16 protein-coding genes are annotated in these 20,988 nt (G+C 63.4%); 8 read left to right on the top strand and 8 right to left on the bottom strand.

Annotation, left to right across the window (positions count from 1 at the left end; translation table 11 throughout):
• Positions 1-77: 77 nt before the first annotated feature.
• The 3 genes from QX132_RS32155 (at position 78) to QX132_RS32165 (ending at position 4,904) form a co-directional block, all read left to right on the top strand.
• On the top strand, positions 78-854 hold the full coding sequence (locus tag QX132_RS32155; RefSeq protein ID WP_315771819.1) for a hypothetical protein: 777 nt from the start codon (positions 78-80) through the stop codon (positions 852-854).
• A 265-nt stretch (positions 855-1,119) separates the two neighbouring features.
• Positions 1,120-3,351: a tetratricopeptide repeat protein gene (locus QX132_RS32160; RefSeq protein ID WP_316163775.1), complete on the top strand. Its 2,232-nt coding sequence runs from the start codon at positions 1,120-1,122 to the stop codon at positions 3,349-3,351.
• 383 nt (positions 3,352-3,734) lie between these two features.
• Positions 3,735-4,904 (top strand): TAXI family TRAP transporter solute-binding subunit, encoded by a 1,170-nt coding sequence (locus QX132_RS32165; protein WP_316163776.1) that lies wholly within the window; start codon positions 3,735-3,737, stop codon positions 4,902-4,904.
• 110 nt (positions 4,905-5,014) lie between these two features.
• Here the strand turns inward: QX132_RS32165 and maiA are convergent, their stop codons facing one another.
• The 3 genes from maiA to QX132_RS32180 form a co-directional block, all read right to left on the bottom strand.
• A complete protein-coding gene (gene maiA, locus QX132_RS32170) occupies positions 5,015-5,686 on the bottom strand; it encodes a maleylacetoacetate isomerase (RefSeq protein WP_316163777.1) in 672 nt (223 codons plus the stop codon).
• A gap of 99 nt (positions 5,687-5,785) precedes the next feature.
• Entirely contained in the window at positions 5,786-6,301 is a 516-nt protein-coding gene (locus tag QX132_RS32175; protein ID WP_316163778.1) for a cytochrome family protein, read from the bottom strand.
• 507 nt (positions 6,302-6,808) lie between these two features.
• A complete protein-coding gene (locus QX132_RS32180; protein ID WP_316163779.1) occupies positions 6,809-7,156 on the bottom strand; it encodes a MerR family transcriptional regulator in 348 nt (115 codons plus the stop codon).
• 83 nt (positions 7,157-7,239) lie between these two features.
• Here QX132_RS32180 and QX132_RS32185 point away from each other — a divergent pair, with 83 nt between their 5' ends.
• Positions 7,240-8,250: an NAD(P)-dependent alcohol dehydrogenase gene (locus QX132_RS32185; protein ID WP_316163780.1), complete on the top strand. Its 1,011-nt coding sequence runs from the start codon at positions 7,240-7,242 to the stop codon at positions 8,248-8,250.
• Between the two features lie 675 nt (positions 8,251-8,925).
• On the top strand, positions 8,926-10,593 hold the full coding sequence (locus tag QX132_RS32190) for a hypothetical protein (protein WP_316163781.1): 1,668 nt from the start codon (positions 8,926-8,928) through the stop codon (positions 10,591-10,593).
• Positions 10,594-11,311: 718 nt separating this feature from the next.
• Here QX132_RS32190 and QX132_RS32195 read toward each other — a convergent pair.
• Positions 11,312-11,836, bottom strand: coding sequence for a hypothetical protein (locus QX132_RS32195; RefSeq protein WP_315775339.1), 525 nt, complete (start codon positions 11,834-11,836; stop codon positions 11,312-11,314).
• Positions 11,837-13,178: 1,342 nt separating this feature from the next.
• On the opposite strand from QX132_RS32195, the gene flhA reads away from it, so the two are divergent.
• Complete coding sequence (gene flhA, locus QX132_RS32200) at positions 13,179-15,305, top strand: flagellar biosynthesis protein FlhA (protein ID WP_315714040.1); 2,127 nt, start codon at positions 13,179-13,181, stop codon at positions 15,303-15,305.
• A gap of 372 nt (positions 15,306-15,677) precedes the next feature.
• A complete protein-coding gene (locus QX132_RS32205) occupies positions 15,678-15,878 on the top strand; it encodes a hypothetical protein (RefSeq protein WP_315734069.1) in 201 nt (66 codons plus the stop codon).
• A 131-nt stretch (positions 15,879-16,009) separates the two neighbouring features.
• Here the strand turns inward: QX132_RS32205 and QX132_RS32210 are convergent, their stop codons facing one another.
• The 4 genes from QX132_RS32210 to fliI form a co-directional block, all read right to left on the bottom strand.
• A complete protein-coding gene (locus QX132_RS32210) occupies positions 16,010-16,999 on the bottom strand; it encodes an anti-sigma factor domain-containing protein (RefSeq protein ID WP_316163782.1) in 990 nt (329 codons plus the stop codon).
• A 51-nt stretch (positions 17,000-17,050) separates the two neighbouring features.
• Positions 17,051-17,599 carry a sigma-70 family RNA polymerase sigma factor gene (locus QX132_RS32215; protein ID WP_315714037.1) on the bottom strand — a complete coding sequence of 183 codons (549 nt, stop codon included), beginning with the start codon at positions 17,597-17,599 and terminating at the stop codon, positions 17,051-17,053.
• 152 nt (positions 17,600-17,751) lie between these two features.
• On the bottom strand, positions 17,752-18,171 hold the full coding sequence (gene fliJ / locus QX132_RS32220) for a flagellar export protein FliJ (protein ID WP_315714036.1): 420 nt from the start codon (positions 18,169-18,171) through the stop codon (positions 17,752-17,754).
• A 109-nt stretch (positions 18,172-18,280) separates the two neighbouring features.
• Positions 18,281-19,603 carry a flagellar protein export ATPase FliI gene (fliI, locus tag QX132_RS32225; protein WP_315734073.1) on the bottom strand — a complete coding sequence of 441 codons (1,323 nt, stop codon included), beginning with the start codon at positions 19,601-19,603 and terminating at the stop codon, positions 18,281-18,283.
• 422 nt (positions 19,604-20,025) lie between these two features.
• Between fliI and ctrA the strand changes: the two genes are divergently transcribed.
• Positions 20,026-20,727, top strand: coding sequence for a response regulator transcription factor CtrA (gene ctrA / locus QX132_RS32230; protein ID WP_012046382.1), 702 nt, complete (start codon positions 20,026-20,028; stop codon positions 20,725-20,727).
• Positions 20,728-20,988: the final 261 nt, after the last annotated feature.

Below are 20,988 nucleotides of genomic sequence, written 5' to 3' on the forward strand. Positions count from 1 at the left end.
CCATATGAGAGCGCGTGCAACGGATGGCTCCTCCGTCGCAGGGCGAGACCAGCCACCGCGTGCACCAAATATCTCAGATGCAACTTGCTTCTTTTCGGACGCTCGCTGTGCTGGGGCTCGGCGTAACCGCCGCACTGCCTACGTTCATGCCCCGTGCCGCGATCGCGGGCGCTGGCTTCTTCGACGTGCGCACGCTGTGCCAGCCGCTCGAGATCCGAAACGGAGCGCCGGAGGAGAGCGCCTGTCTGAAGGAGCAGCCGGCCATCGCCCGGCGTGACGGCCGCAAGCTGACGCTGGCGCTCACCAACGGCAAGACCAAGGTCATCACCGACGCCAAGGAGTGCGAGCCCGAGGGGCCTGAAGCCGCCTGCATCAGCTACCGGCTTGTCGGCCACGTCGGCGGCCGGCACTACATCGTGCTGGTCATGCCCTACGAGTGCTCCTACGTCATGCTGGTCAACCGGCGCACCGGGGCCGAACTCAACATCGGCAGCGGCCCCTTCCTGTCGCCAAACGGCCAGCGCTTCATCACCATCGATCCGCGCGACGACGGCAATTGCGGCATAGACTATCGCATCGGCATGTTTTCATACGGCGACAGCCCCAAACTGGAGTGGAGCTACAAGCCGGAGGGCCTCGAGCAATACGAGATCGACACGTGGATCGGCGACAATCGCGCGCGCCTGCAGGCATCAGACGATACCCGCAAGGAGGCATCGACCGATCTGACGCGCACGGCGCTGGGCTGGCAGCTCAAACGCCCCAATGGCGAGATCAGCATGGGCTCGGTGCCGGCGCCACAGGCTTCACCGCCCCGAGCGAGTCTAGCCCCAGGCTCGTTGGGCAGCCGCTGAGCTGCTGGTGCCTGTCGACCATTTCCATCGCGTCCCGGGGCATTCGCGGACACAACAAGCTCCTTCCGTCATCCCGTTAACCATTTGCTAACCACGACGCGGGCAAGCTTTGCCGCGTCGCGCTGCGCGTGGCCGGCGACCGGACAACCACAGGACATCCTGGGCTTTGCTGCCGCCGGGCATGGCGGCGCCCCGGTTGCCGGCCGCAGCGCATCGCTGCGGCGTCCGACGCCATGCCGTCCTGTCTGTCCGGAGACCCAAGTCCTTGAGCACCGTCGGTTCGCGCGCCTTCCAGAAGGCACGACAGGAAAAGAAACAGAAGAAGCTCGTCGAGGGGCAGTTGGCGGTGGCGTTCAAGGCCTTCCAGGCCGGACGCCAGGCGGAGACGCAGGCGCTGTGCGCGAAGCTGCTGCAGGAGGTCCCCGGCTGCTTCGATGCCATGCATCTGCTCGGCGTGTCCCTGGTGTCGTCGGCACGCTTCGCCGAGGCCACCGCCTTCCTGGCGCAGGCCGTCGCGATGGAGCCGAATTCCGCCGACGCGCAGTCCAATCTCGGCTGGGCGCTGATCAATTGCGAGCGCTACGAGGAGGCGCGCGCCGCGCTGGAGCGATCGCTGGCGCTGCGCCCGAATGCGCCGATCACCTTGCGCAACCTCGCGATCGCGCTGCTGCGGCTCGGACAGGGCGAGGCCTCGCTCGCGGCCGCGACCCGCGCCCTCGAGCTCAAGCCCGACGACGTCGATGCCTGGTGCAATCGCAGCGTCGCCGAGCTGATGCTGCGGCGCTGGGACGCCGCTGCCGCCAGCGCCGAGCGCGCGCTGGCCTTCAACCCGAACCATTTCGAGGCCACGGTCAACAAGGGTCTCGCGCATCTCGAGCTGCACCATTTCGAGCTGGCGGAAGCGACCTTCAACGCGGCGCTGGCCGCACGCCCGTCCCATGCCGAGCTGCGGGCGCATCGCGGCCGGCTCTACATGATCTCGGGACGCACGGCGGACGCCGAAGCCGATTTCGACGCCGCCGTGACGCTCGATCCCCATCTGCAATTGGGATGGCAGGGCAAGGCGCAGATCTGCATCCTCAACGGCAACGTCGCGCAGGCGATGGCCGCCTGCAAGCGCGTGCTCGACACCAATCCGAAGGCGCAGGTCGCGCTCACTTTGCTCGGCGCCTGCCGCGGCCGGCTCGGCGACGTCGCAGGCGCCATCGCCCAGTTCGACCAGGCGCTCGCGGTGCAGCCGGACTACGACGAGGCGATCACCAAGAAGATCTTCTATCTCGACTTCCTGCCCGGCGCCGACTTCGCGGTCCAGCAGGCGGCGCGGCAGTATTGGTGGATGGCGGTCGGCTCGAGATTCCCGCGCCGCAAGCTTGCGCCGCGCTCGCTCGATCCCGACCGGCGCATCGTCGTCGGCTACGTCTCGGCCGACTTCCGCATGCATTCGGCGGCCTTCGCCTTCCTGCCCGTGCTGCGCGGCCACGACAAGACGCAGGTCCAGGTCAACTGCTACTCGACCTCGCCGCGGCACGATTCCTACACCGCGACGTTCCAGTCGATTGCCGACCTCTGGGTCGAGGCCTCGAGCCTGTCCGACGACGAGCTCGCCGACCGCATCCAGGCCGACGGCGTCGACATCCTGGTCGATCTCTCCGGCTACACCACGGGCACGCGCATGCCGGTATTCGCGCGCAAGCCGGCGCCGATCCAGGTCACGGCCTGGGGCAGCGGCACCGGCACGGGCCTTGCCACCATGGACTACTTCTTCGCCGATCCGGTCACGGTGCCCAAGAGCGTCCGGCCGCTGTTCGCCGAGCACGTCCACGACCTGCCGTCGGTGATCACGATCGATCCGGTGCTCGACGTTCCGCCGGCACCGCTGCCGATGCTCACCAACGGCCACGTCACCTTCGGCGTCTACAACCGCATCGACAAGATCTCCGACGCGGCGATCGCGCTGTGGGCGCGGCTGCTCGCCGAGATCCCCGACGCGAAGCTCGTCGTCAAGCATCTCGCGCTCAACGATCCCGCGGTGCGCGACGGGCTGCTCGCCCGCTTCGTTGCGCAGGGCGTGCCCGAGGCGCGCATCCTCTGCCTCGGCGCCAGCGAGCGCGTCGAGCATCTCAAGTCCTACGAGCGCATCGACATCTCGCTCGATCCATTCCCGCAGAACGGCGGCATCTCGACGTTCGAATCGCTCTACATGGGCGCGCCGGTCGTCGCCAAGCTCGGCGCCGGCGCGGCCTCGCGCGCCGCCGGCGGCATCCTGACCGCGGCCGGCCTCGCCGACTGGGTCGCCGGCGATGATGACGGCTACATCCGGATCGCCAAGAGCTTTGCCGCGCAGCCCGAGCTGCTGGCGAGGCTGCGGCCCGGGCTGCCCAGCATGGTCGCACGCTCGCCGGCCGGCGACGTCGCCAACTACACGCGCTGCGTCGAGGCCGGCTATCGGCAGTTCTGGCGCGACCATTGCGCCAAGGCAAGCAAGGCCGGCGCCTGATCGCGCCGGCATCGCCGAGGTCAGCATCACGTAACAGGCCTAGAGGCCCGATCGCAAGAACGTCCGGCGCGCGCACGAGCCGCGCTCACGACGGTCCGGCTTCGACCGCTCCTTGCAACCGCAAGCTGCACCGATTTCCAGCGAGCCATTGTGGCCGCGTGCGATGAGGCGACGACTCTCGGACTGATATCGCGGCGTTTCTCCGTCCAGACCGAGGCGCAATCAAGCCTATGGCTTTTTGGTGGCGAGGATGCGCTTCGCAGCAGCCCCGGCTGCGCCCAACCGGCGAGTAGTAGACCTCTTTCCTCAACCAAGGAGATAATGCGCGAAAATCGGCCGCGCCTCACGATCGCCGTGCGGCCGGCAACGGAGGAATTTGGGGCATGCGGGTCGCGTTGTTGAGTTGCGTCGTTGCGGCGGGATTGAGTCTGGTGGCACCGTTGCTGCCGGCCATGGCACAGACGGCGCGGACCGGAAGGCCGGCGGCGGCAACGGCCGCCGCGGCCGGCGAAGGCGGCAAGCTGCAGGAGTCCAACGAATGGACGGTCGGCGTCGCCGGCGGCCTGCTCGAAGGCACCAACATCCGTTTTGCGGCCGAGATGGCCAAGGTGCTCGACGACCGCCCGAACCTGCGCGTGCTGCCGATGGTGACCTACGGCGCGCTCGGCAACATCGAGGACCTGCTGTATCTGCGCGGCGTCGACGTCACCATCACTTCGGCCGACGTGCTCGATGAGTTCGTCCGCAACGGCACGCTCGCCAACATCAAGAACCGGATCCGCTACATCTGCTCGTTCTACATCAACGAGATGCACGTCTACGTCCGCCCGGAGATCAGGACGCTCGAGGATCTCGCCGGCAAGAAGGTCTCCTTCAACACCGTGGGCAGCGCCGCCAACCTCACCGGCGGCATCGTGTTCGACCGGCTCAAGATCGGCGCGGAGAAGGTGTTCATCAACAATTCGGTGGCGCTGGAGAGGATGCGCAGCGGCGAGATCGCCGGCGTCGTCCACGTCACCGGCAAGCCGACCGATCTGTTCGCCAAGTTCAAGCCCGAGCCCGGCTTCCACTTCCTGCCGATTCCGTTCGCGCGCAGCCTGCAGGACTACTACGTGCCGACCAAGCTGACGTCGCAGGACTATCCCAATCTGCTCAAGCCCGGCGAGAGCGTCGAGACCATCGGCGTGCCGCAGGTGCTGGCGGTCTACAACTGGCCGCCGGAGACCGAGCGCTACCGCCGCGTCGCGCGCTTCGTCGACTATCTGTTCAAGCGGTTCGACCAGTTCAAGCGGCCGCCGTTCCACCCCAAATGGAACGAGATCAGCCTCTCCTCCTCGCTGCCCGGCTGGACCCGCTTCCGCGCCGCGGAGGAGCTTTTGGCCAGCACGCGCGCGCCGCAGGCCGACGGCGCCGCCATCAAGCAGCAGTTCGACGAGTGGATGAGCGCAAGGGCGCCGACCGGCGGCCGGCGAATGAGCGAGGACGAAACAAGGGTGCTGTTCGAGCAGTTCCGCGACTGGATGAAGCGCGACGGCGGCCAGCCGGCGCGGTAGCGCCGATGGTTCTGGCGTAGAGCATGATCCGGAAAGGTGGAAACCGGTTTTCCCTCGCGACAAACGCCGAAGGCGTTTGTGCGGAGATCATGCTCAACAAAGAGATGAGGCTACGGCGCAGCCGGCTTGGCGCGCAGCGCCGGCGGCGTGTCCGGCTGCGCCAGCGGATGGGCGGACGCGAAGGCCGGCAGCGCCATCGCGGCCTCGACGACGCGCTGCACCGTCGGCGTCGCGGCGAGGTCGAGGCCTTTATTGCGCGCGTAGACGGCGTGGCCGGCGAGGCAGATGTCGGCCATCGTCGGCGCATCGCCATGGCAGAACCGGCCGGTCGCGACATGGCCCGCAAGCTGGGCCTCGATCGCGACCAGCATCTCCGCCGTCCAGTGCCTGAGCCAGGCCGCGCGTGCCGCGTCGTCCACGTGCAGCACCTCGGTGAGATAGCGCTGCACCCGCGGCGTCGTCAGCGGATGCGCATCGCAGGCGATCATCGCCGCCAGCGCCCTCACCCGCGCGCGCCCCTTGGCATCACCAGGCAACAGCGCCGCGCCGGAACAGGCCTCGTCGAGATACTCGAGGATCGCCAGCGACTGCGTCAGCACGGTGCCGTCGTCGAGCACCAGCGCCGGCAGCGCCATCTGCGGATTGAGCGCGGCATAGTCACCCTCACGCTGCTGCTGCCGATCGAGATCGACTGCAACCAGCTCGTAGGCGATTCCCTTGAGGTTGAGCGCGATCCGCACCCGAAAGCTCGCGAGCGACTGCCAGAACGAATAGAGCTTCATGCGGGTCCCCCTTCACCTCAATATCGCATTTCAGCAACCAATATCGTTTCGATGAAGGCGCCCGCCGCTTCCGAATCGTCTTGCCCGAGGCTCGTCCCGTCACTCCGTGCCCGGCGTGAAGTCCTGGTCGGCAACGCCGGCGGTCTGCGGCACCTTGATGACCACGGCGGCGCGATTGAGCGCCTGGTGGCAGGAATTGCAGGCGGCCGTGAGGTCGGCATAGGAGCGCTCGAAGCGGCCGATGTCCTTCTGCTTGATGGCCTGCGCCAGCTCGTCGAACGGCTGCTGCGTCACGGCCGTCGTCATGTCGGCGAACGAATTGCCCTCGACCAGCGGCTGCGCCCGGCTGACACGGTTGAACGCGCCCTTGAGATTGCCGAGCTCATAGGCGCTGAACGTCCAATTGCCGCTATGGCCGGCGATCCAGAGCCTGAGATGGCGCGGCTGGATGGTCGCGATCATCAGGTCGCTGACGGTCGGCAGATAGGCCGGTGCTGGTGCGGGCGTCGGCGTCTCCGCCCTTGGCGCGGCGATCGCGATCAGCGATGCAAGCCCGGCAAGGCCAGCGGCCGTCACTATCAGCCGCAGACCATGGCGGAGCTTCGGTCGATGCATCTTCGGGTCTCCTGAGAAAGATTTAGAAGCCTTCTAAAGAGCAACATCCCGCATCGCCAATCGCAATCGCTGATCGCAGCGATCAGAAAAACTTGAAGCGTCACGCAGCGCGACGCGCATGATCCGGCCACATTGCCTGGTGCCGTGGGCACCATCGGCCCGAGCCCCCTCCAGGTCCAACTGGAATCGCCTGCAACCTCCGCGAATGGAAGAGGCGGATCACCCTGCTGATCCGCGCCAAGGCGCGATGAGACAGAGTTGATCGAGCCTGAGCAAAACCGCGAGAGCTCCTCCAGGTCTCCCTGCAATTCTTGATTGATCGAAACAATCTGCTTTCTGTTTTTCCAAGTTGCTCGAGCATCCCTGCGTCGGCGAGCGGTCAATGCGATGCGCCGCTTGCGGAGCGCGTCGCCGCGGTGCCTTGCGGGCCATGGCGGCAACTCCCGGACGCCGACCGCCGCGGCCTGGTGATGACGCGTCGATGCCGTCCGGCCGTCGACAGAGAACTCAGTCCACGCTCGACAGGAAGCCGGCCAGGATTGTCCGGCTCTGGCTCAGCGTCTCGATCCGTTGATCGATCAGGCCAACCTGCTCGGCCAAGATGCGTCGCAGATTGTCGCATGGCGTAAAAGCCGGCTGGTCGCTCTTCACGCAGGGGAGCAATTGCTGGATCGTCTCCAGCGTCATCCCGGCCGCGCCGAGCAATTTGATCCGGCGCACGGTTTCCTCCTCCGCCGGGCCATAGTCGCGATAGCCGGAACCGGTCCGTCGCGGCGCCAGCAATCCCTGGTCTTCGTAGTAGCGCAGCATCCGGACGCTGACCCGCGTCCTCCGGGAGAGCTCGCCAATCTTCACCTGAAAACCTCTTGACCCTGACAGCACTGTCAGACCTTACAGAGTCTGCTCATCCAGGTGAATGCCCTTGGAAAGGAGCAACCATGAAAGCCTATCATGTGAATGGCCATGCCGGCGCCGGTCGCCTCGTGCGGGTAGACGTCCACAAGCCCGAACCCGGCAATGGCGAGGTCCGCATCCGCGTCGAGGCGGCGAGCCTCAACTACCGTGACCTCATCATCCTCGACCGCGCGGGCCAAGACGGGCTGGATGGCCGCATTCCGCTGTCCGACGGCGCCGGCGTCGTCGATGCCATGGGCCCCGATGTCGTCCAATGGCAGGTCGGCGACCGGGTCGCCGCGTCGTTCTTTCGTGATTGGGTCTCGGGTCCGTTCAAGACCGACTACGTCGCGTCGGCGCTGGGCGGCAGCACGATGGATGGAATGCTGGCGGAGCATGTCGTGCTGCCGGCCACGGCGGTCGTCGCCGTGCCGGAGCACCTCACGTCGATCGAGGCCGCGACCCTGCCCTGCGCCGCCGTCACGGCCTGGCATGGCCTCGTCACGCGCGGCGGGATGGGCCAAGGCGACACGCTGCTGGTGCAGGGCACCGGCGGCGTCGCGCTGTTCGGCCTCCAGTTCGCCACTGCGCTCGGCGCGCGCGCGATCGTGATCTCGTCCTCGGATGAGAAACTCGCCCGTGCCAAGGCGCTCGACGCTGCGATCCTGATCAACTACCGCAAAACGCCTGACTGGGATGTGGCCCTGATGACGGCGACCGACGGCCGAGGCGCCAGTCATATCCTCGAACTCGGCGGCCCCGGCACCTATGACCGATCGATGCGATCGGTCGCCTCCGGTGGCAAGATCATTCAGATCGGCGTCTTGACCGGATTCGGCCCAAAACCCGACCTCGCGCGGCTGCAGTGGGAAAATGCCGACATCATCGGCGTCACCGTCGGATCGGTCGACCATTTCACCGCGATGAATCGCTTCCTGACCGACCACGCGATCCACCCGATCGTCGATCGGGTCTATGGCTTCGACGACGCCCCCGACGCGTATGCCCATCTCCGGTCCGGCTCGCATTTCGGCAAGGTGGTCGTGAAATTGTAGGCGTGGCGGCCAATCGCGGGGATCGTCATATCGAAACTGCAAATGCATGACGTGCCGGACTCCGGAAATGGATGCTGCGAAAGCCGCCCCGATCATCCTGTTGCCGGGGATGGACGGACCGGGGCAATGATTGAACTGGCTGGCGGACCGGCGCTCGGTCCGTCGCCCGGTCCGGCTGTTGTCCTGTCCGCGCGATCGGCCGCTCGACTACGCCGATCTCGTCACCTACGTCCTGGAACGTCTGCCCGATGGTCCCTGCGTGCTCCCCGGCGAATCCTTTTCCGGACCGATCGCGATCGAGATTGCAGCGTCTGCCGGCGGAGAGGAGCGGACATCAACCGGCCGACGGTCCCTGCTGAGTCACCCAAGGCAGACCTTTGCGACCGAGTTACCGACGTACGCATTCAGCCCGGAACGGACGTTGGCGGCTACAGGCATTACGACCGAAGCGGGCGCCCCTCGTGCCCGGCGTGTCCCCAGCCGCGACCGTTGGGGCGGATATCCTGGCCCGACAGCTTCGTGCCAGAGGAGACAATTCAATCAGCTGGCCTGACGGTCGTTTTGAGCGATAGCTTCCAAACGCGAAAATTTTTGCCGCTCTGCTGCAAAACGCCCCGCTGTAAACCACACCTAAAAGGTGATATTTTGCGAGCGTTTCACCTCAGCGGACCGTTCATGCCCGACAAAGCCAAGGAAAAGCCAACCGCATTCACCTTGCTCCGTCAAGCGATAGTCCGCTTTCTCAAAGACCCAATGCCCGAGGTGCTTTGCATACGAGGCAAATGGGGCGTCGGAAAAACCTACACATGGGAGACCTTGCTCAAAGAGGTGGGCAAAGATGCTGCCCTGCCGTCTTATTCCTACGTCTCGTTATTCGGGATCGATACCCTCGACCGCTTCAAGCTCTCCATTTTCGAGAATGTCATTCCCATGGCGAGCATCGCCACAGGCCCGACGATGGAAACGTTAGGCGAAAATCTCAAATCTATAAGTACGAAAGCTCTCGGTGTCATCAAACCGGGCCTGACTACCATTGTGGAGCAGGCCGCCTTCTTGTCAGTGCGGAACTATACCATCTGCATCGATGATATTGAGCGGAAGGGCGAAAAGCTTCGGGTCATAGACATTCTTGGGCTCGTGTCTCTTCTCAAGGAACGGCGCAAATGCAAGATCGTCCTCATCCTGAATGAAGATGAGCTTGACAAAACCGGAGACCGTCCCGCCTTTGATAAATACAGCGAGAAGGTCATAGATACCTCCCTACTGTTTGAACCGACGTCCGCCGAGGCTTGCCAGATTTCCTTGAAAGGAACAGAAGCGGCCGACGATTCTATGCGGGAGAATTGCCAAAAGCTTGAAATAGCCAATATCCGCATAATTAAAAAAATAGAACGACTCGTCCATGAGATCTGCGCTCACCTAAAGGAGTTTGATCCTCGCGTAACAAATCAAGCGGTTTCGACGCTGGTCCTCCTCGGATGGTGCGTCTACGCGAAACAAGATGCCCTCCTCGAATACACTCTAGATGAGCGTTATAAGTCCCATTACGCAATTCGCGACCGCAAGCTCACCGACGAACAGAAGAAGTTCGACGACTTATTGGAGGCCTACTCGTTCGGCCTTGTCGATGCGTTCGACAAGGTTCTGCTCGAGGCCATTCAGAAGGGATTCGTCGATACCGACAAGCTCACCAAAGAAGGCAAGAAACTAAACGAGAACTATTGCAATGAACAAATGCGAAAGGCGGTACAGGGCCCGCGGGACGCCTATCGGGACTCGTTTGATGACAACTTGGAGGAGATATGCAAGGGATTGGCTGAGGCGGTTAAGAACTATCCCGATCATACGCCGGTCAACTACGTCGATGGCGCAATCATGTTCTTAAAGCAGATGGGCAAGGCGGACGATGCAAAGCAAATGCTATGCGACTGGCTAGAGGCCTACAAGGATGCCCCCCGGAATCTCTACGATATGGAGAGCGCCGGCTTCACCATTCATGACCCCGATCTTCAGAAGGCTATCGCCGACCGGTTCAACTCTTTCGACGATGATCGAGACCCTGCCGACGTGCTGTTTCAAATCGCCAAAGATCACGGTTGGCACGAGGAGGACATTGTTCTGCTATCCAAGGTCACCGCTGAAGACTATTACGCGATGTTCAAGCGCCTTAGGGGGCTCAAATTGCGATCAGTGATTACCAAGGCGCTGGAAATCGGCAGGCAAAGGCCGGGAGACTCGGTCTACGAGGCTGTTGGGAATAATGTTCTTGGGGCGCTTACCAAGCTTAGAGCTGAATCAGCCATAAATGAGCGGCGCGCAAAGGGCATCTACAAAGTTCCCTAAACGCCGGCAGCGACGTTGATGAGCCTGGCGGCAATCGGCGCGACAATGGCCGCAGTTATCAGGAGCAAACGTCATCTTGTCTTTAGTGCTAACGCCAGTGCACTAACGCCGACAGCGTCGCTTGGGAATTCATTGCGCCGATTTCGAGCGGACAAATGCCCACTTTGGGTCGTTCACAACTTGATCGGGCTGCCTTACCGTGTCCGGAATTCGCCCTTAAGGGACATTCCCGGACTCTGATGAGCGGTGCGTTGTTGACCGTTCGCGACATACCCGCGCCACCGCGCGAGCGTATTGCTAACGGGGCAACGCGGACGTAGCGCTCGTAACGTCACGCCAACGGGTCTATGAATACGCGGCCTAGTTTCGGTGTTTACGAATTCTGTTGTCAGCGCATCGGTCGACCCCGGGCTAGTTGCCATCAATCGAGCCAACCCCGGCAGCTTCAAGCGCACGGCGTATGACAGCCAGATTGTTGATGGATCGGACCCGGCGACCCTTTTCGAAATCGCGGATGGTGCTCTCGCTCAGGTTTTGACCGAGCAGCTAATTGGGCTTCAGTATCGCGCCGCGCGCCGACGAACCTAAACGTTGCGTTGGCCAATTCAATCTCGGGCGCAAAATTCCTCGTTCTTTTTTCCGAAATTATGCTTATCTCTTCGTTCTGCTTCGGAGCTTTTTGCAGCTTTCCCACAGGGGGAAGGGACGTAGACCGCCGCTACTCCTCGCCTACAACAACGTGATAGCGGGGCATTGCCATGGATCCGAAAAGATGGACAGTAACGAAATACAGCTTTCGACCTTTGAATTCCGCATGCCTAAACCGAAGCTGATGGAAGTACGGCTCCGGCATCTGAGGATCGAGATCACCTCCGATATAGTAGGGGTAGATATCCGATTTACCGAGTATGATCTCTGGGAGAAAAAATCTTAGACTTAAGCCAATAACCTCACTTTCAGCCACTGCGTGGGCGTGCGCGATTTTGGCTAACATTCTTGCAAATTCTGCTTGATTGATTGTTCCTAGTTTGACTTTCCGATTTTCGGCTCTGTTGAGCAATTCCTTCAGAGCACCGTCTTCTTTAACTACGAGATCGCCTTCGAACTGGCTGGTTGGCGCCTCTCCAAGCATCAGACCAGCAGATTTCCACTTGAAGCCTAAGCCTATCAAGGGATATTTTTCGGGCGCTGTTTCGATGATTTCCTGAGCGCCGTCCGGCCCAACCAGCACGGTACTGATCATTTTCGGGCGCTCTTTCTTGCGTCTAGTTTGCAGTTGAAGACGGATTCGCAACGGCCCCATCATGGGTCGCATGCAGAAACCCTCAAATCTTTTTGTGATATCGGAACAAGCATCACAGCTCGATTTAGGCAGGACAATAGTGCCGCCCAGCGCGAATGGAATTACGTGTTCATCAGTCAACCGGCCTTGGGTAGTGCTGCAGTATAAACACCTGCCCAGAGGCTGATATTTCTTGGAGGGATGAGTCTTAGCGAATGATCGTTCTGACATGCGCGTCTCGAATCTCCCTCTTGAGCAGGAGGCGGATTGGCGTGGGGAGGAGGACCTGGACGGCACGATTTTGGTGTCAGGATTGACGGGTCGACCTTCCTCGAACGATCCACAAAACGTCGGGCGCCAGCTGCATACTTCAAAATCAGGCTGAACATCTATAGCAAGGTCTTCCAGGTAAGTGTCCGACAAACACTACGGACCTGCCTCAGAAATTTCATCCAGCAGCATTTCGAGTCCGGCTGGGTTGTACGCTGATTGGCGGGTGGGCAGTTCGAGTGAGGACTAAGCAGACTGGCCGGAATTTGTCGGCCTTCCAAAATTCTTCTTTCATTTTTTCCGAAATCATGTATATCTCTCCCGTCCTGCTTCCGCCGGAGGGGCGTGTCGCGACCGTCACGAGACGTGGGAGGTGGGATGCGATGGGCGCAGGGAATCGCAGCGTGGCTTCGTGCCGCGCGGACGAACGGTTCGTTGCGCACGGCGAAATCGTGCGGTCCTGACACCCCGACGCTGGTGTCCAGCGCAATGCGCGCAAGCGCATTGTCGCCATGGTGGCCAACAAGCCCGGCGCACCAGGGAGACCACGTATAAGCCGTTCCAACCGTTGCGCAGGGGAGGCCGGGCGTTCTCGGCCAGACCTGTGGTACCTGCCGCCTGCATTTTTTTCGCAGGCGGGCCACGGGCGCGGCCAGCGCCCGGCCTTCCCTGCGCCCTCCATCCGATCGAGGGCGGACCTGACGCACAACTCGGGCGCGCGGCGCCGCGAGACCGCGGGCGCACGCCAACCACCCCGATGAAGGAGGCTCACCGATGCAGACCAGCGCCTGGCGCGCCGAGTGCCCCGCTCTCCTGCCCCCGCAACCCTTTGTTAACCGGCATTAACCGAACGCTAACCAACCACCGGGCAAAAATTGCCGGGTGGAATGTGCGTGTCGTGGTTGGGTGCAGTTGACGGAGGAGACCTTCCGTGGACGCCGGCGCGGTACCTCAGTTTCGGAACGGCGGCCCTGCGGCCGTCGCGCAGTCGTTTGGGGCCGGCACACGCGGCCGGCGGGAAGGGGCGAAAGCCATGGTCGACGTCACGGCGGGTCAGGGGGTCGGATCTCCGGCCGGCGGGTTCTCATTCGCTGACCTCAAGACAGCAGTCCTGCGCGGCGACATCGCGCTGGCGCTCGGCATCCTCACCATCCTGGTGGTGCTGATCCTGCCGCTGCCCTCGCTGGTGCTCGATCTGTTCCTGGCGATCTCGATCACCCTGTCGATCCTGATCCTGATGACCGCCTTGTTCATCCAGGCGCCGCTGGAATTCTCCTCCTTCCCGACCATCCTCCTGATCTCGACGATGCTGCGGCTGTCGCTCAACCTGGCCTCGACCCGCCTGATCCTGTCGCGCGGCCACGAGGGCACCGATGCGGCCGGCCACGTCATCGAGGCGTTCGGCAACTTCGTGATGAGCGGCAATTTCGTCATCGGCATCATCGTGTTCGCGATCCTGGTGACGGTGAACTTCGTCGTCATCACCAAGGGTTCGGGCCGCATCGCCGAGGTCGCGGCGCGCTTCCATCTGGACTCCATGCCCGGCAAGCAGATGGCGATCGACGCCGACCTCTCCGCCGGCCTGATCGACGAGAAGGTCGCCAAGATCAGGCGCAAGGAGCTGGAGGACGAAAGCGGCTTCTTCGGCGCCATGGACGGTGCCTCGAAATTCGTCCGCGGCGACGCCGTCGCCGGCCTGCTCGTCGTCTTCATCAACATCATCGGCGGCATCATCATCGGCGTCGCCCAGCAGGGTCTCGGCTTTGCCGAGGCCGCCCGCACCTACACCACGCTGACCGTCGGCGACGGCCTCGTGACCCAGGTGCCGGCGCTGATCGTCTCGACCGCCGCGGGCCTCCTGGTCTCCAAGGCCGGCGTCAGCGGTGCCGCCGACAAGGCGCTGATCAAGCAGTTCTCGGGCTATCCGCAGGCGCTCGGCATGTCGGCCGCCGTGATGCTGGTGCTGGCGCTGCTGCCGGGCATCCCGACCCTTCCGTTCCTGGCGCTCGGCGGCGGCGCCGCCGCGCTCGCCCTCAAGGCGCGCAAGCAGAAGGAAGTCGCGAAGGCCGAGGAGGTCGCCGCGGCTGCAGCGCCGGCGGCGGCTGCCACCGCCGCGGCCGCCGAGGAGCCGATCTCGGCCGCGCTCAAGATCGACGACCTCAAGATCGAGCTCGGCTATGCGCTGCTGCCGCTCGTGAACGCGCCCGACGGCACCGACCGCCTGACCGACCAGATCAAGGCGCTGCGCCGGTCGCTGGCGATCGAGATGGGTTTCGTGATGCCGTCGGTGCGCATCCTCGACAACGTGCAGCTCGAGGCCAACACCTACATCATCAAGATCAAGGAGGTCGACGCCGGCTCCGGCAAGATCTGGCCGAGCCAGTTCATGGTCATGGACCCCGGCGGCAACCAGGTCGCGGTGCCCGGCATCCACACGACGGAGCCGACCTTCGGCCTGCCCGCCACCTGGGTCGACGCCGGCCTGAAGGAAGAGGCGACGCTCAAGGGCTACACGGTCGTCGACGCGGCGACCGTGCTGTCGACGCACCTGACCGAGCTGCTCAAGGCCAATATGAGCGACCTGCTGTCCTACGGCGAGGTGCAGAAGCTCCTGAAGGAGCTGCCGAAGGAGCAGAGCGAGCTGGTCAAGGACATCGTGCCGACGCAGATCACGATTTCCGGCATCCAGCGCGTGCTGCAGCTGCTGTTGTCGGAGCGCATCTCGATCCGCGACCTCTCGACCATCCTCGAAGGCATCGCCGACGCGCTCGCGTTCTCGCGCAACCCGGCCACGATCGTCGAGCACGTGCGCGCCCGCCTCGCCCGCCAGATCTGCGCCCAGAACACCTCGCCGATGGGCTACCTGCCGCTGATCGCGCTGTCGGCGAGGTGGGAGCAGGCGTTTGCGGAATCGCTGATCGGCCAGGGCGAGGAGCGCAGCCTGGCGATGCAGCCGTCGAAGCTGTCGGAGTTCATGACCGCGACGCGCGATGCCTTCGAGCGCGCCGCACGCGAAGGCGAATCGCCGGTGCTGGTGACGTCGGCGGCGATCCGGCCGTTCGTCCGCTCGCTGGTCGAGCGCTTCCGGGCCCAGACCACGGTGCTGTCGCAGGCCGAAATCCATCCGCGGGCGCGGCTGAAGACGGTGGGGAGCGTGTGACGGCTGGCGTTGCGGAACCGCGGAATCCCGAGCGCGTTTGATCAGCGGGGCCGGCGCGAGGCGCCGGCTTTTGCCGTTTTTACCGGCAGACCACCCCTTGCTTTACCGCCACAGGCAAACGAATTCTTAAATTTGCGTTAGGTGGCTGAAATTTCATCCGCACACCGAACAACAAGTTAAGTTATTGATATAGCTATGTAAATGTATATTTCATCGACTTTCGATCGCGAAGCATCACGCCTTATCACACACTTGTGATGTGGTCTACGAAACGGAATTGAGGTTTCCTACGTTAGTTCACGCGAGACGATGAACCGGAAAGCCCCCGGCTCACACGAATCAGCGAAGGACGGAAGACGGCAGGAGGCTTCCATGAACCACTCGATTTACAGCGCGGATCGGACCACCCACCTCAAGATCGTGGTGGTGGCGCTCGTGGCTGGCATCGCAGTGGCCGGCTTCGGCATCTCCGCCCGTCTCAACGCGGAGCCGAACTACGCGCAGACGGCAAAGGTCCTCAAGGCCGGCAAGCCGGTCGTGGTGACGAGTTCGGAGACGTCGCTGGTTCGCTGACAGGAATTTCCCGAATTCACGCGGTTCTCACAGCCCCCCAACTGGCCGCGTGGATATGTAGTAGACCCAACCCCAAGTCGACTACTGAAAACGCCCGCTCCCCACGGGCGTTTTCTTTTTTGGGCCCTGAATCACCGCGCCGGCGGCACCGTCTCGATCAGCTTGCCGGTAAACACGATCGGCCCGGTCGCCTGCCCGGTCGGCGACCCGCCCTCGGGCTCGACCGTGACGGCGTAGGTCGCACGACTCACGGTGTCGGCGTCGTAGGACGAGAGAACGGGACGGCTGGTGAAGTCGCTGCCGCCGATCACGCCGAGCGAGCGCGGCTTCTGCAGCTTGTCGGATACGAGCCACAGCTCGAAGCTCTTGCCCGGCTCCGGCGCAGCGCCGACCCGGCGCACGGTGTAGCTTTTGCTGGCAGCATCGACGGTCAAGATGAACGCCGGCGACGCCGCGTCCTTCTGCAGGAGAGCAACGAACTGGGCGGAGGGTTGCGCGACCGGCACCTTGACCTCCACAGTCTGGATCCGCGGCTTCGGCCGCAATGGCTGCGGCAAGAGATCGGGGCGGTAAACCTGGACACCGACCAGCGCGAGCAGCACTGCCGCGAGCGCGGTCATGATGTTGGCGACCGCGCGCAACTGCCGGACCTTGGACGAGAGCCGCACCACATTCGCATCATCGTTCGCGATCTCATGCGCTGCAGACGCGCTGCGCGTCGCGGCGACGGCCGCGACCTCAGGCTCGGGCGCCTCGACCGGGGCCGCTTCGATCGGCAGGGCTTCCGCCGCGACAGGCGAACCCTCGGGAGGCGCAGGGTCACGATGAACAGCAATGACTGGAGCCTCGGCCACCGCCACTGGTTCAGCCGGCGGCGCGCTCTCGGCGAACGCGCGCAACCGCGCGATCTCGGCCTTGATGCGCTCCCACAGCTCGGGGCGCGGCTCGACCAGCCCGACCATCTGGTTGAGCGGACCGAGACGAAATTCCCACGCCTGGACCAGCGTCGCAAATTCCATGTCGACGGCCATCATGGTCTCGACCTGCGCCCGTTCGGCGGCGTCGAGCGTCCCGAGCGCATATTCCGCCGCCAGCGCGATATGGTCTTCGCTATACGCCATCACAGGTCCAGGTCACGTCCTACAAGGTCTCTCGCCGGCTCGAACGGCACCTCATCCGAGACCGAGGCATTGGCGGATGTCCATCATGCTCCGCCGCAACCAGGTCTTCACCGTGTTCACCGGCGCCTCGAACTTGGTCGCCAATTGCTCGCGGCTCCAGCCGTTATAGTAGGCAAGCAGCACGAGCTTCTGGCGGTCGGGCTCGAGCTGGCCGACGCATTCCAAAAGACGCTTGAGCTCCTCCGACATCTCGCGGCGCGCCAGCGGATCCGGCGTCTCGGCCGCAACCTCCAGCGCGGAGGGCTCATCCTCCAAAGACAACTCACCGCGCTTGCGCACCAGGTCGATGGCGCGGTTGCGGGCGATGGCGGCCATCCAGGTGATCGGGGAAGAAACGGCCGGGTTGAACTGTGCGGCGTTGTTCCAGACCTTCACATAGGTTTCCTGGACGACCTCCTCGGCGAGGTCCTGTCGGTGCAAGATACGGAGCACGACGCCATAGAGTTTCGCACGCGTCGCCGCGTAGAGGCGCTCGAAGGCGGCCTCGTCCCCCTTGGCAACAGCGGCAAGCAACCAGACCAGCTCTGCCGGCGTCAGCATTTGGCGTCCCCGAAAATCGCCCCACTCCCTCGTTCGAGCCTACGTCCTCCCGTAGCACAAGTCCTGGGCAACTCTCCACCGGGGCGGGCGCGGCGAAAAACCCGGACCTCGCGGCCCGGGTTTTCGAAAGCGACAGCGCGACGGCGACAGGCTCAGGCGATGACGCCGAGCCGGGCGCGCATCAGACCGATGCTGTCCATGTCGGCCTGCTCGCGGGCGCTCTCCTCGGCCTTTTCTCGGGCCTGGTCACGCTCGTCGAGCAGCTCGACCTTCTTCATCTCCTCGAACGCCTCGGACAACGCGGCCTTGGCGTCCTCGAGCTGGGTGCGCAGCTCGTCGGCCGAGCGCGTCAGGTTTTCCCGGCGCTGGATCGCGGCCTTGGCGTAGGTCGGATAGGCAAAATGGGTCGGGTCGTTGATGCCGGCCCGCTCCTGCTCGGTCTGGATCTCCCGCTCGAGCTCGGCCGACATGCGCTGGAAGTCAGCGATCATGCCCTCGATCTGCGTCACCCGGCGGCGTTTCTCATCCACCTGAAACTTCTTCAGACGGATCAGCGTTTCGCGCGACTTCATCGACTCATACTCCCCAGAAGTCCCGTGTACGGCGCGGGACAGGGCCGGCCGCCCTCCCTGGGCTCGCCGACTAGGCTCGTTACATGGAGGGGATGATTACCCGACAAAGTTAGCTTTCCGTTTCCAAGCGCCCCAGGATCTGTTCCAGTTCCCGATACCCGCTTTGCAACGTCGAGACCTCGTCCTTGCGCTGGCGCAGGAACGCCTCCAACGGCTCGTGCAGCCGGATCGCCTCGTCGACCTCCGGACTGGAACCGGCGCGGTAGGCGCCGAGCCGGATCAGCTCCTCCATGTCGGCGTAGGTCGCCATCACTTGGCGCGCCCGCATGATGGTCGGCAAGAATACGGGGTCGGCCGATTTCGGCATCGTCCGCGACACGGATTTGAGGACGTTGATCGCCGGATAGCGGCCGCGTTCGGCGATCGAACGCTGCATCACGACGTGGCCGTCGAGAATGCCGCGCACCGCATCCGCCACCGGCTCGTTGTGATCGTCGCCATCGACCAGCACCGTGAAAATCCCGGTGATGGTGCCGTCGCCGCTGCCCGGACCCGCCCTCTCCAGCAGTTTCGGCAGCTCGGTGAACACGGTGGGCGTGTAGCCCTTGGCAGTCGGCGGCTCGCCAGCCGACAGCCCGATCTCGCGCTGCGCCATCGCAAAGCGCGTCACAGAGTCCATTAGACAAAGGACATCCTTGCCCTCGTCGCGGAAATATTCGGAGATCGCGAGCGTCAGATACGCCGCCTGCCTTCGCATCAGCGCCGGCTCGTCGGAGGTCGCGACCACGACGACCGAGCGCGCGAGACCCTCATCGCCGAGATCGTCCTGCAGGAACTCCTGCACCTCGCGGCCGCGCTCGCCGATCAGTCCGATCACCGACACCGCCGCATCGACGTTGCGCGCCAGCATCGACAGTAGCACGGATTTGCCGACGCCCGAGCCGGCGAAGATGCCGAGCCGCTGGCCGCGGCAACAGGTGAGAAAGGTGTTCAATGCGCGGACGCCGAGATCGAGCGGCGAGCCGACGCGCCTGCGCGAATGCGCCGGCGGCGGATTGTTCCGATAAGGAACTGGCGAGGCGCCCTGCGGCAGCGGCCCCTTGCCGTCGATCGGCTCGCCCATCGCATTGATGACGCGGCCGAGCCAGGCCGGCGACGGCCGCACCTGGTTGGCCGCATTGGCGATCACGGCGCGGCAGCCGCGGCGCACGCCCTCCAGCCCGGCGAACGGCATCACCACGGCATTCTTGCCGGAGAAACCGATTACTTCGGCAGGGATGTAATTATTGCCGGTCTCGATCACGATGCGCGCGCCGACCGACATCGCATGAATCGGCCCGGCGATCTCCACCATGAGTCCCTTCACGCCGACGACACGCCCATAGGTGTTCACGGCGTCGATGTCGCTGATCTGCTCGGCCAGGGCCTTCATTGCCAAAGCACCTTCATCGCGAGAGAAAGTTCATTGCGCCAGAGCCTTCATTGCGAAAACCTTAAGTAGGGGCAGATTCGCGTCGTCGGCTTAACTCTGTGTTTACTCGCATCATTAATCATTACGTCATGGTCTGGAGTGACTGACGTGCTTCGCTTTGCCGCCTTCAAAAAGCGGTGAGATCTGAGAGTCGGTTAGGTCCATCTCTTAACATGGAGCTTGAACGAGGACGGCTAAGAAAAACTGCCTTATCGCAACACCTTACGGCGATTCGATAAAAATTGCACGGATAGAGCTTGCGGAGGGGAATCAGGATTTGTTAACCATCTCTCGTCAGGATCCGAATCAGTTGTTCAAAGGCGTTTTGAGTGCCGCGATGGCGGCCGACCTGACGCCCGGAGCGGCGACTATGGGGAACTGGCATGCGCGTTTTGCTGATTGAGGATGACAGCGCCGTCGCGCAGTCGATCGAGCTGATGTTGAAGTCTGAGAGCTTCAACGTCTACACGACTGACCTTGGCGAAGAAGGCGTCGACCTCGGCAAGTTGTACGATTACGACATCATCCTTCTCGACCTCAATCTGCCCGACATGTCCGGTTACGACGTGCTCAAGCAGCTGCGCGTCTCGAAGATCAAGACGCCGATCCTGATCCTCTCCGGCCTCGCCGGGATCGAGGACAAGGTCAAGGGTCTCGGCTTCGGCGCCGACGACTACATGACCAAGCCGTTCCACAAGGACGAGCTGATCGCCCGCATCCACGCGATCGTCCGCCGTTCCAAGGGCCACGCCCAGTCGGTCATCCAGACCGGCGACCTCGTCGTCAACCTGGACACCAAGACGGTGGAGGTCGGCGGCCAGCGCGTGCACCTGACCGGCAAGGAATACCAGATGCTGGAGCTGCTCTCGCTCCGCAAGGGCACCACGCTCACCAAGGAGATGTTCCTCAACCATCTCTACGGCGGCATGGACGAGCCCGAGCTGAAGATCATCGACGTCTTCATCTGCAAGCTGCGCAAGAAGCTCGCCAACGCCTCCGAAGGCCGCAACTTCATCGAGACCGTCTGGGGCCGCGGCTACGTGCTGCGCGAGCCGCACGACATGGACGAGCGCATCCCCGCCTGATCTTTCACTGGGTACTCCGGCAGGCCTCACCGGCTTGCTCCTCCCAGACTGGGCCCCGCCGCAAATGGCGGGGTTTTTGTTTGTGGGGGGTGTGATTGCTGTGGGGCCGGTGCTTGTTTGCTCGGAGCCTTGGGGGCGCTCGACCCAAACTCTCGCGACCCGATCGGTGCGCTCCCCTCCCCCTTGCGGGGAGGGGTCGGGGGTGGGGGTCCACGAGGGTATGAACCGGGCTGAGTCCTGACAATTCAGACCGGGTTGATT

The organism is Bradyrhizobium sp. SZCCHNRI20481 (assembly GCF_032485055.1).
In the GTDB taxonomy this organism is placed as follows: Bacteria; Pseudomonadota; Alphaproteobacteria; order Rhizobiales; family Xanthobacteraceae; genus Bradyrhizobium.

Excerpts from the sequence above, each read along its gene's own strand:
- QX132_RS32190 (WP_316163781.1), top strand. The coding sequence starts at position 8,926 with ATGCCCGACAAAGCCAAGGAAAAGCCAACCGCATTCACCTTGCTCCGT.
- ctrA (WP_012046382.1), top strand. The coding sequence starts at position 20,026 with ATGCGCGTTTTGCTGATTGAGGATGACAGCGCCGTCGCGCAGTCGATC.
- QX132_RS32165 (WP_316163776.1), top strand. The coding sequence starts at position 3,735 with ATGCGGGTCGCGTTGTTGAGTTGCGTCGTTGCGGCGGGATTGAGTCTG.
- QX132_RS32185 (WP_316163780.1), top strand. The coding sequence starts at position 7,240 with ATGAAAGCCTATCATGTGAATGGCCATGCCGGCGCCGGTCGCCTCGTG.
- QX132_RS32195 (WP_315775339.1), bottom strand. The coding sequence starts at position 11,836 with ATGATCAGTACCGTGCTGGTTGGGCCGGACGGCGCTCAGGAAATCATC.
- fliI (WP_315734073.1), bottom strand. The coding sequence starts at position 19,603 with ATGAAGGCCCTGGCCGAGCAGATCAGCGACATCGACGCCGTGAACACC.
- QX132_RS32215 (WP_315714037.1), bottom strand. The coding sequence starts at position 17,599 with ATGCTGACGCCGGCAGAGCTGGTCTGGTTGCTTGCCGCTGTTGCCAAG.
- QX132_RS32155 (WP_315771819.1), top strand. The coding sequence starts at position 78 with ATGCAACTTGCTTCTTTTCGGACGCTCGCTGTGCTGGGGCTCGGCGTA.
- maiA (WP_316163777.1), bottom strand. The coding sequence starts at position 5,686 with ATGAAGCTCTATTCGTTCTGGCAGTCGCTCGCGAGCTTTCGGGTGCGG.
- QX132_RS32210 (WP_316163782.1), bottom strand. The coding sequence starts at position 16,999 with ATGGCGTATAGCGAAGACCATATCGCGCTGGCGGCGGAATATGCGCTC.
- QX132_RS32175 (WP_316163778.1), bottom strand. The coding sequence starts at position 6,301 with ATGCATCGACCGAAGCTCCGCCATGGTCTGCGGCTGATAGTGACGGCC.
- fliJ (WP_315714036.1), bottom strand. The coding sequence starts at position 18,171 with ATGAAGTCGCGCGAAACGCTGATCCGTCTGAAGAAGTTTCAGGTGGAT.
- flhA (WP_315714040.1), top strand. The coding sequence starts at position 13,179 with ATGGTCGACGTCACGGCGGGTCAGGGGGTCGGATCTCCGGCCGGCGGG.
- QX132_RS32205 (WP_315734069.1), top strand. The coding sequence starts at position 15,678 with ATGAACCACTCGATTTACAGCGCGGATCGGACCACCCACCTCAAGATC.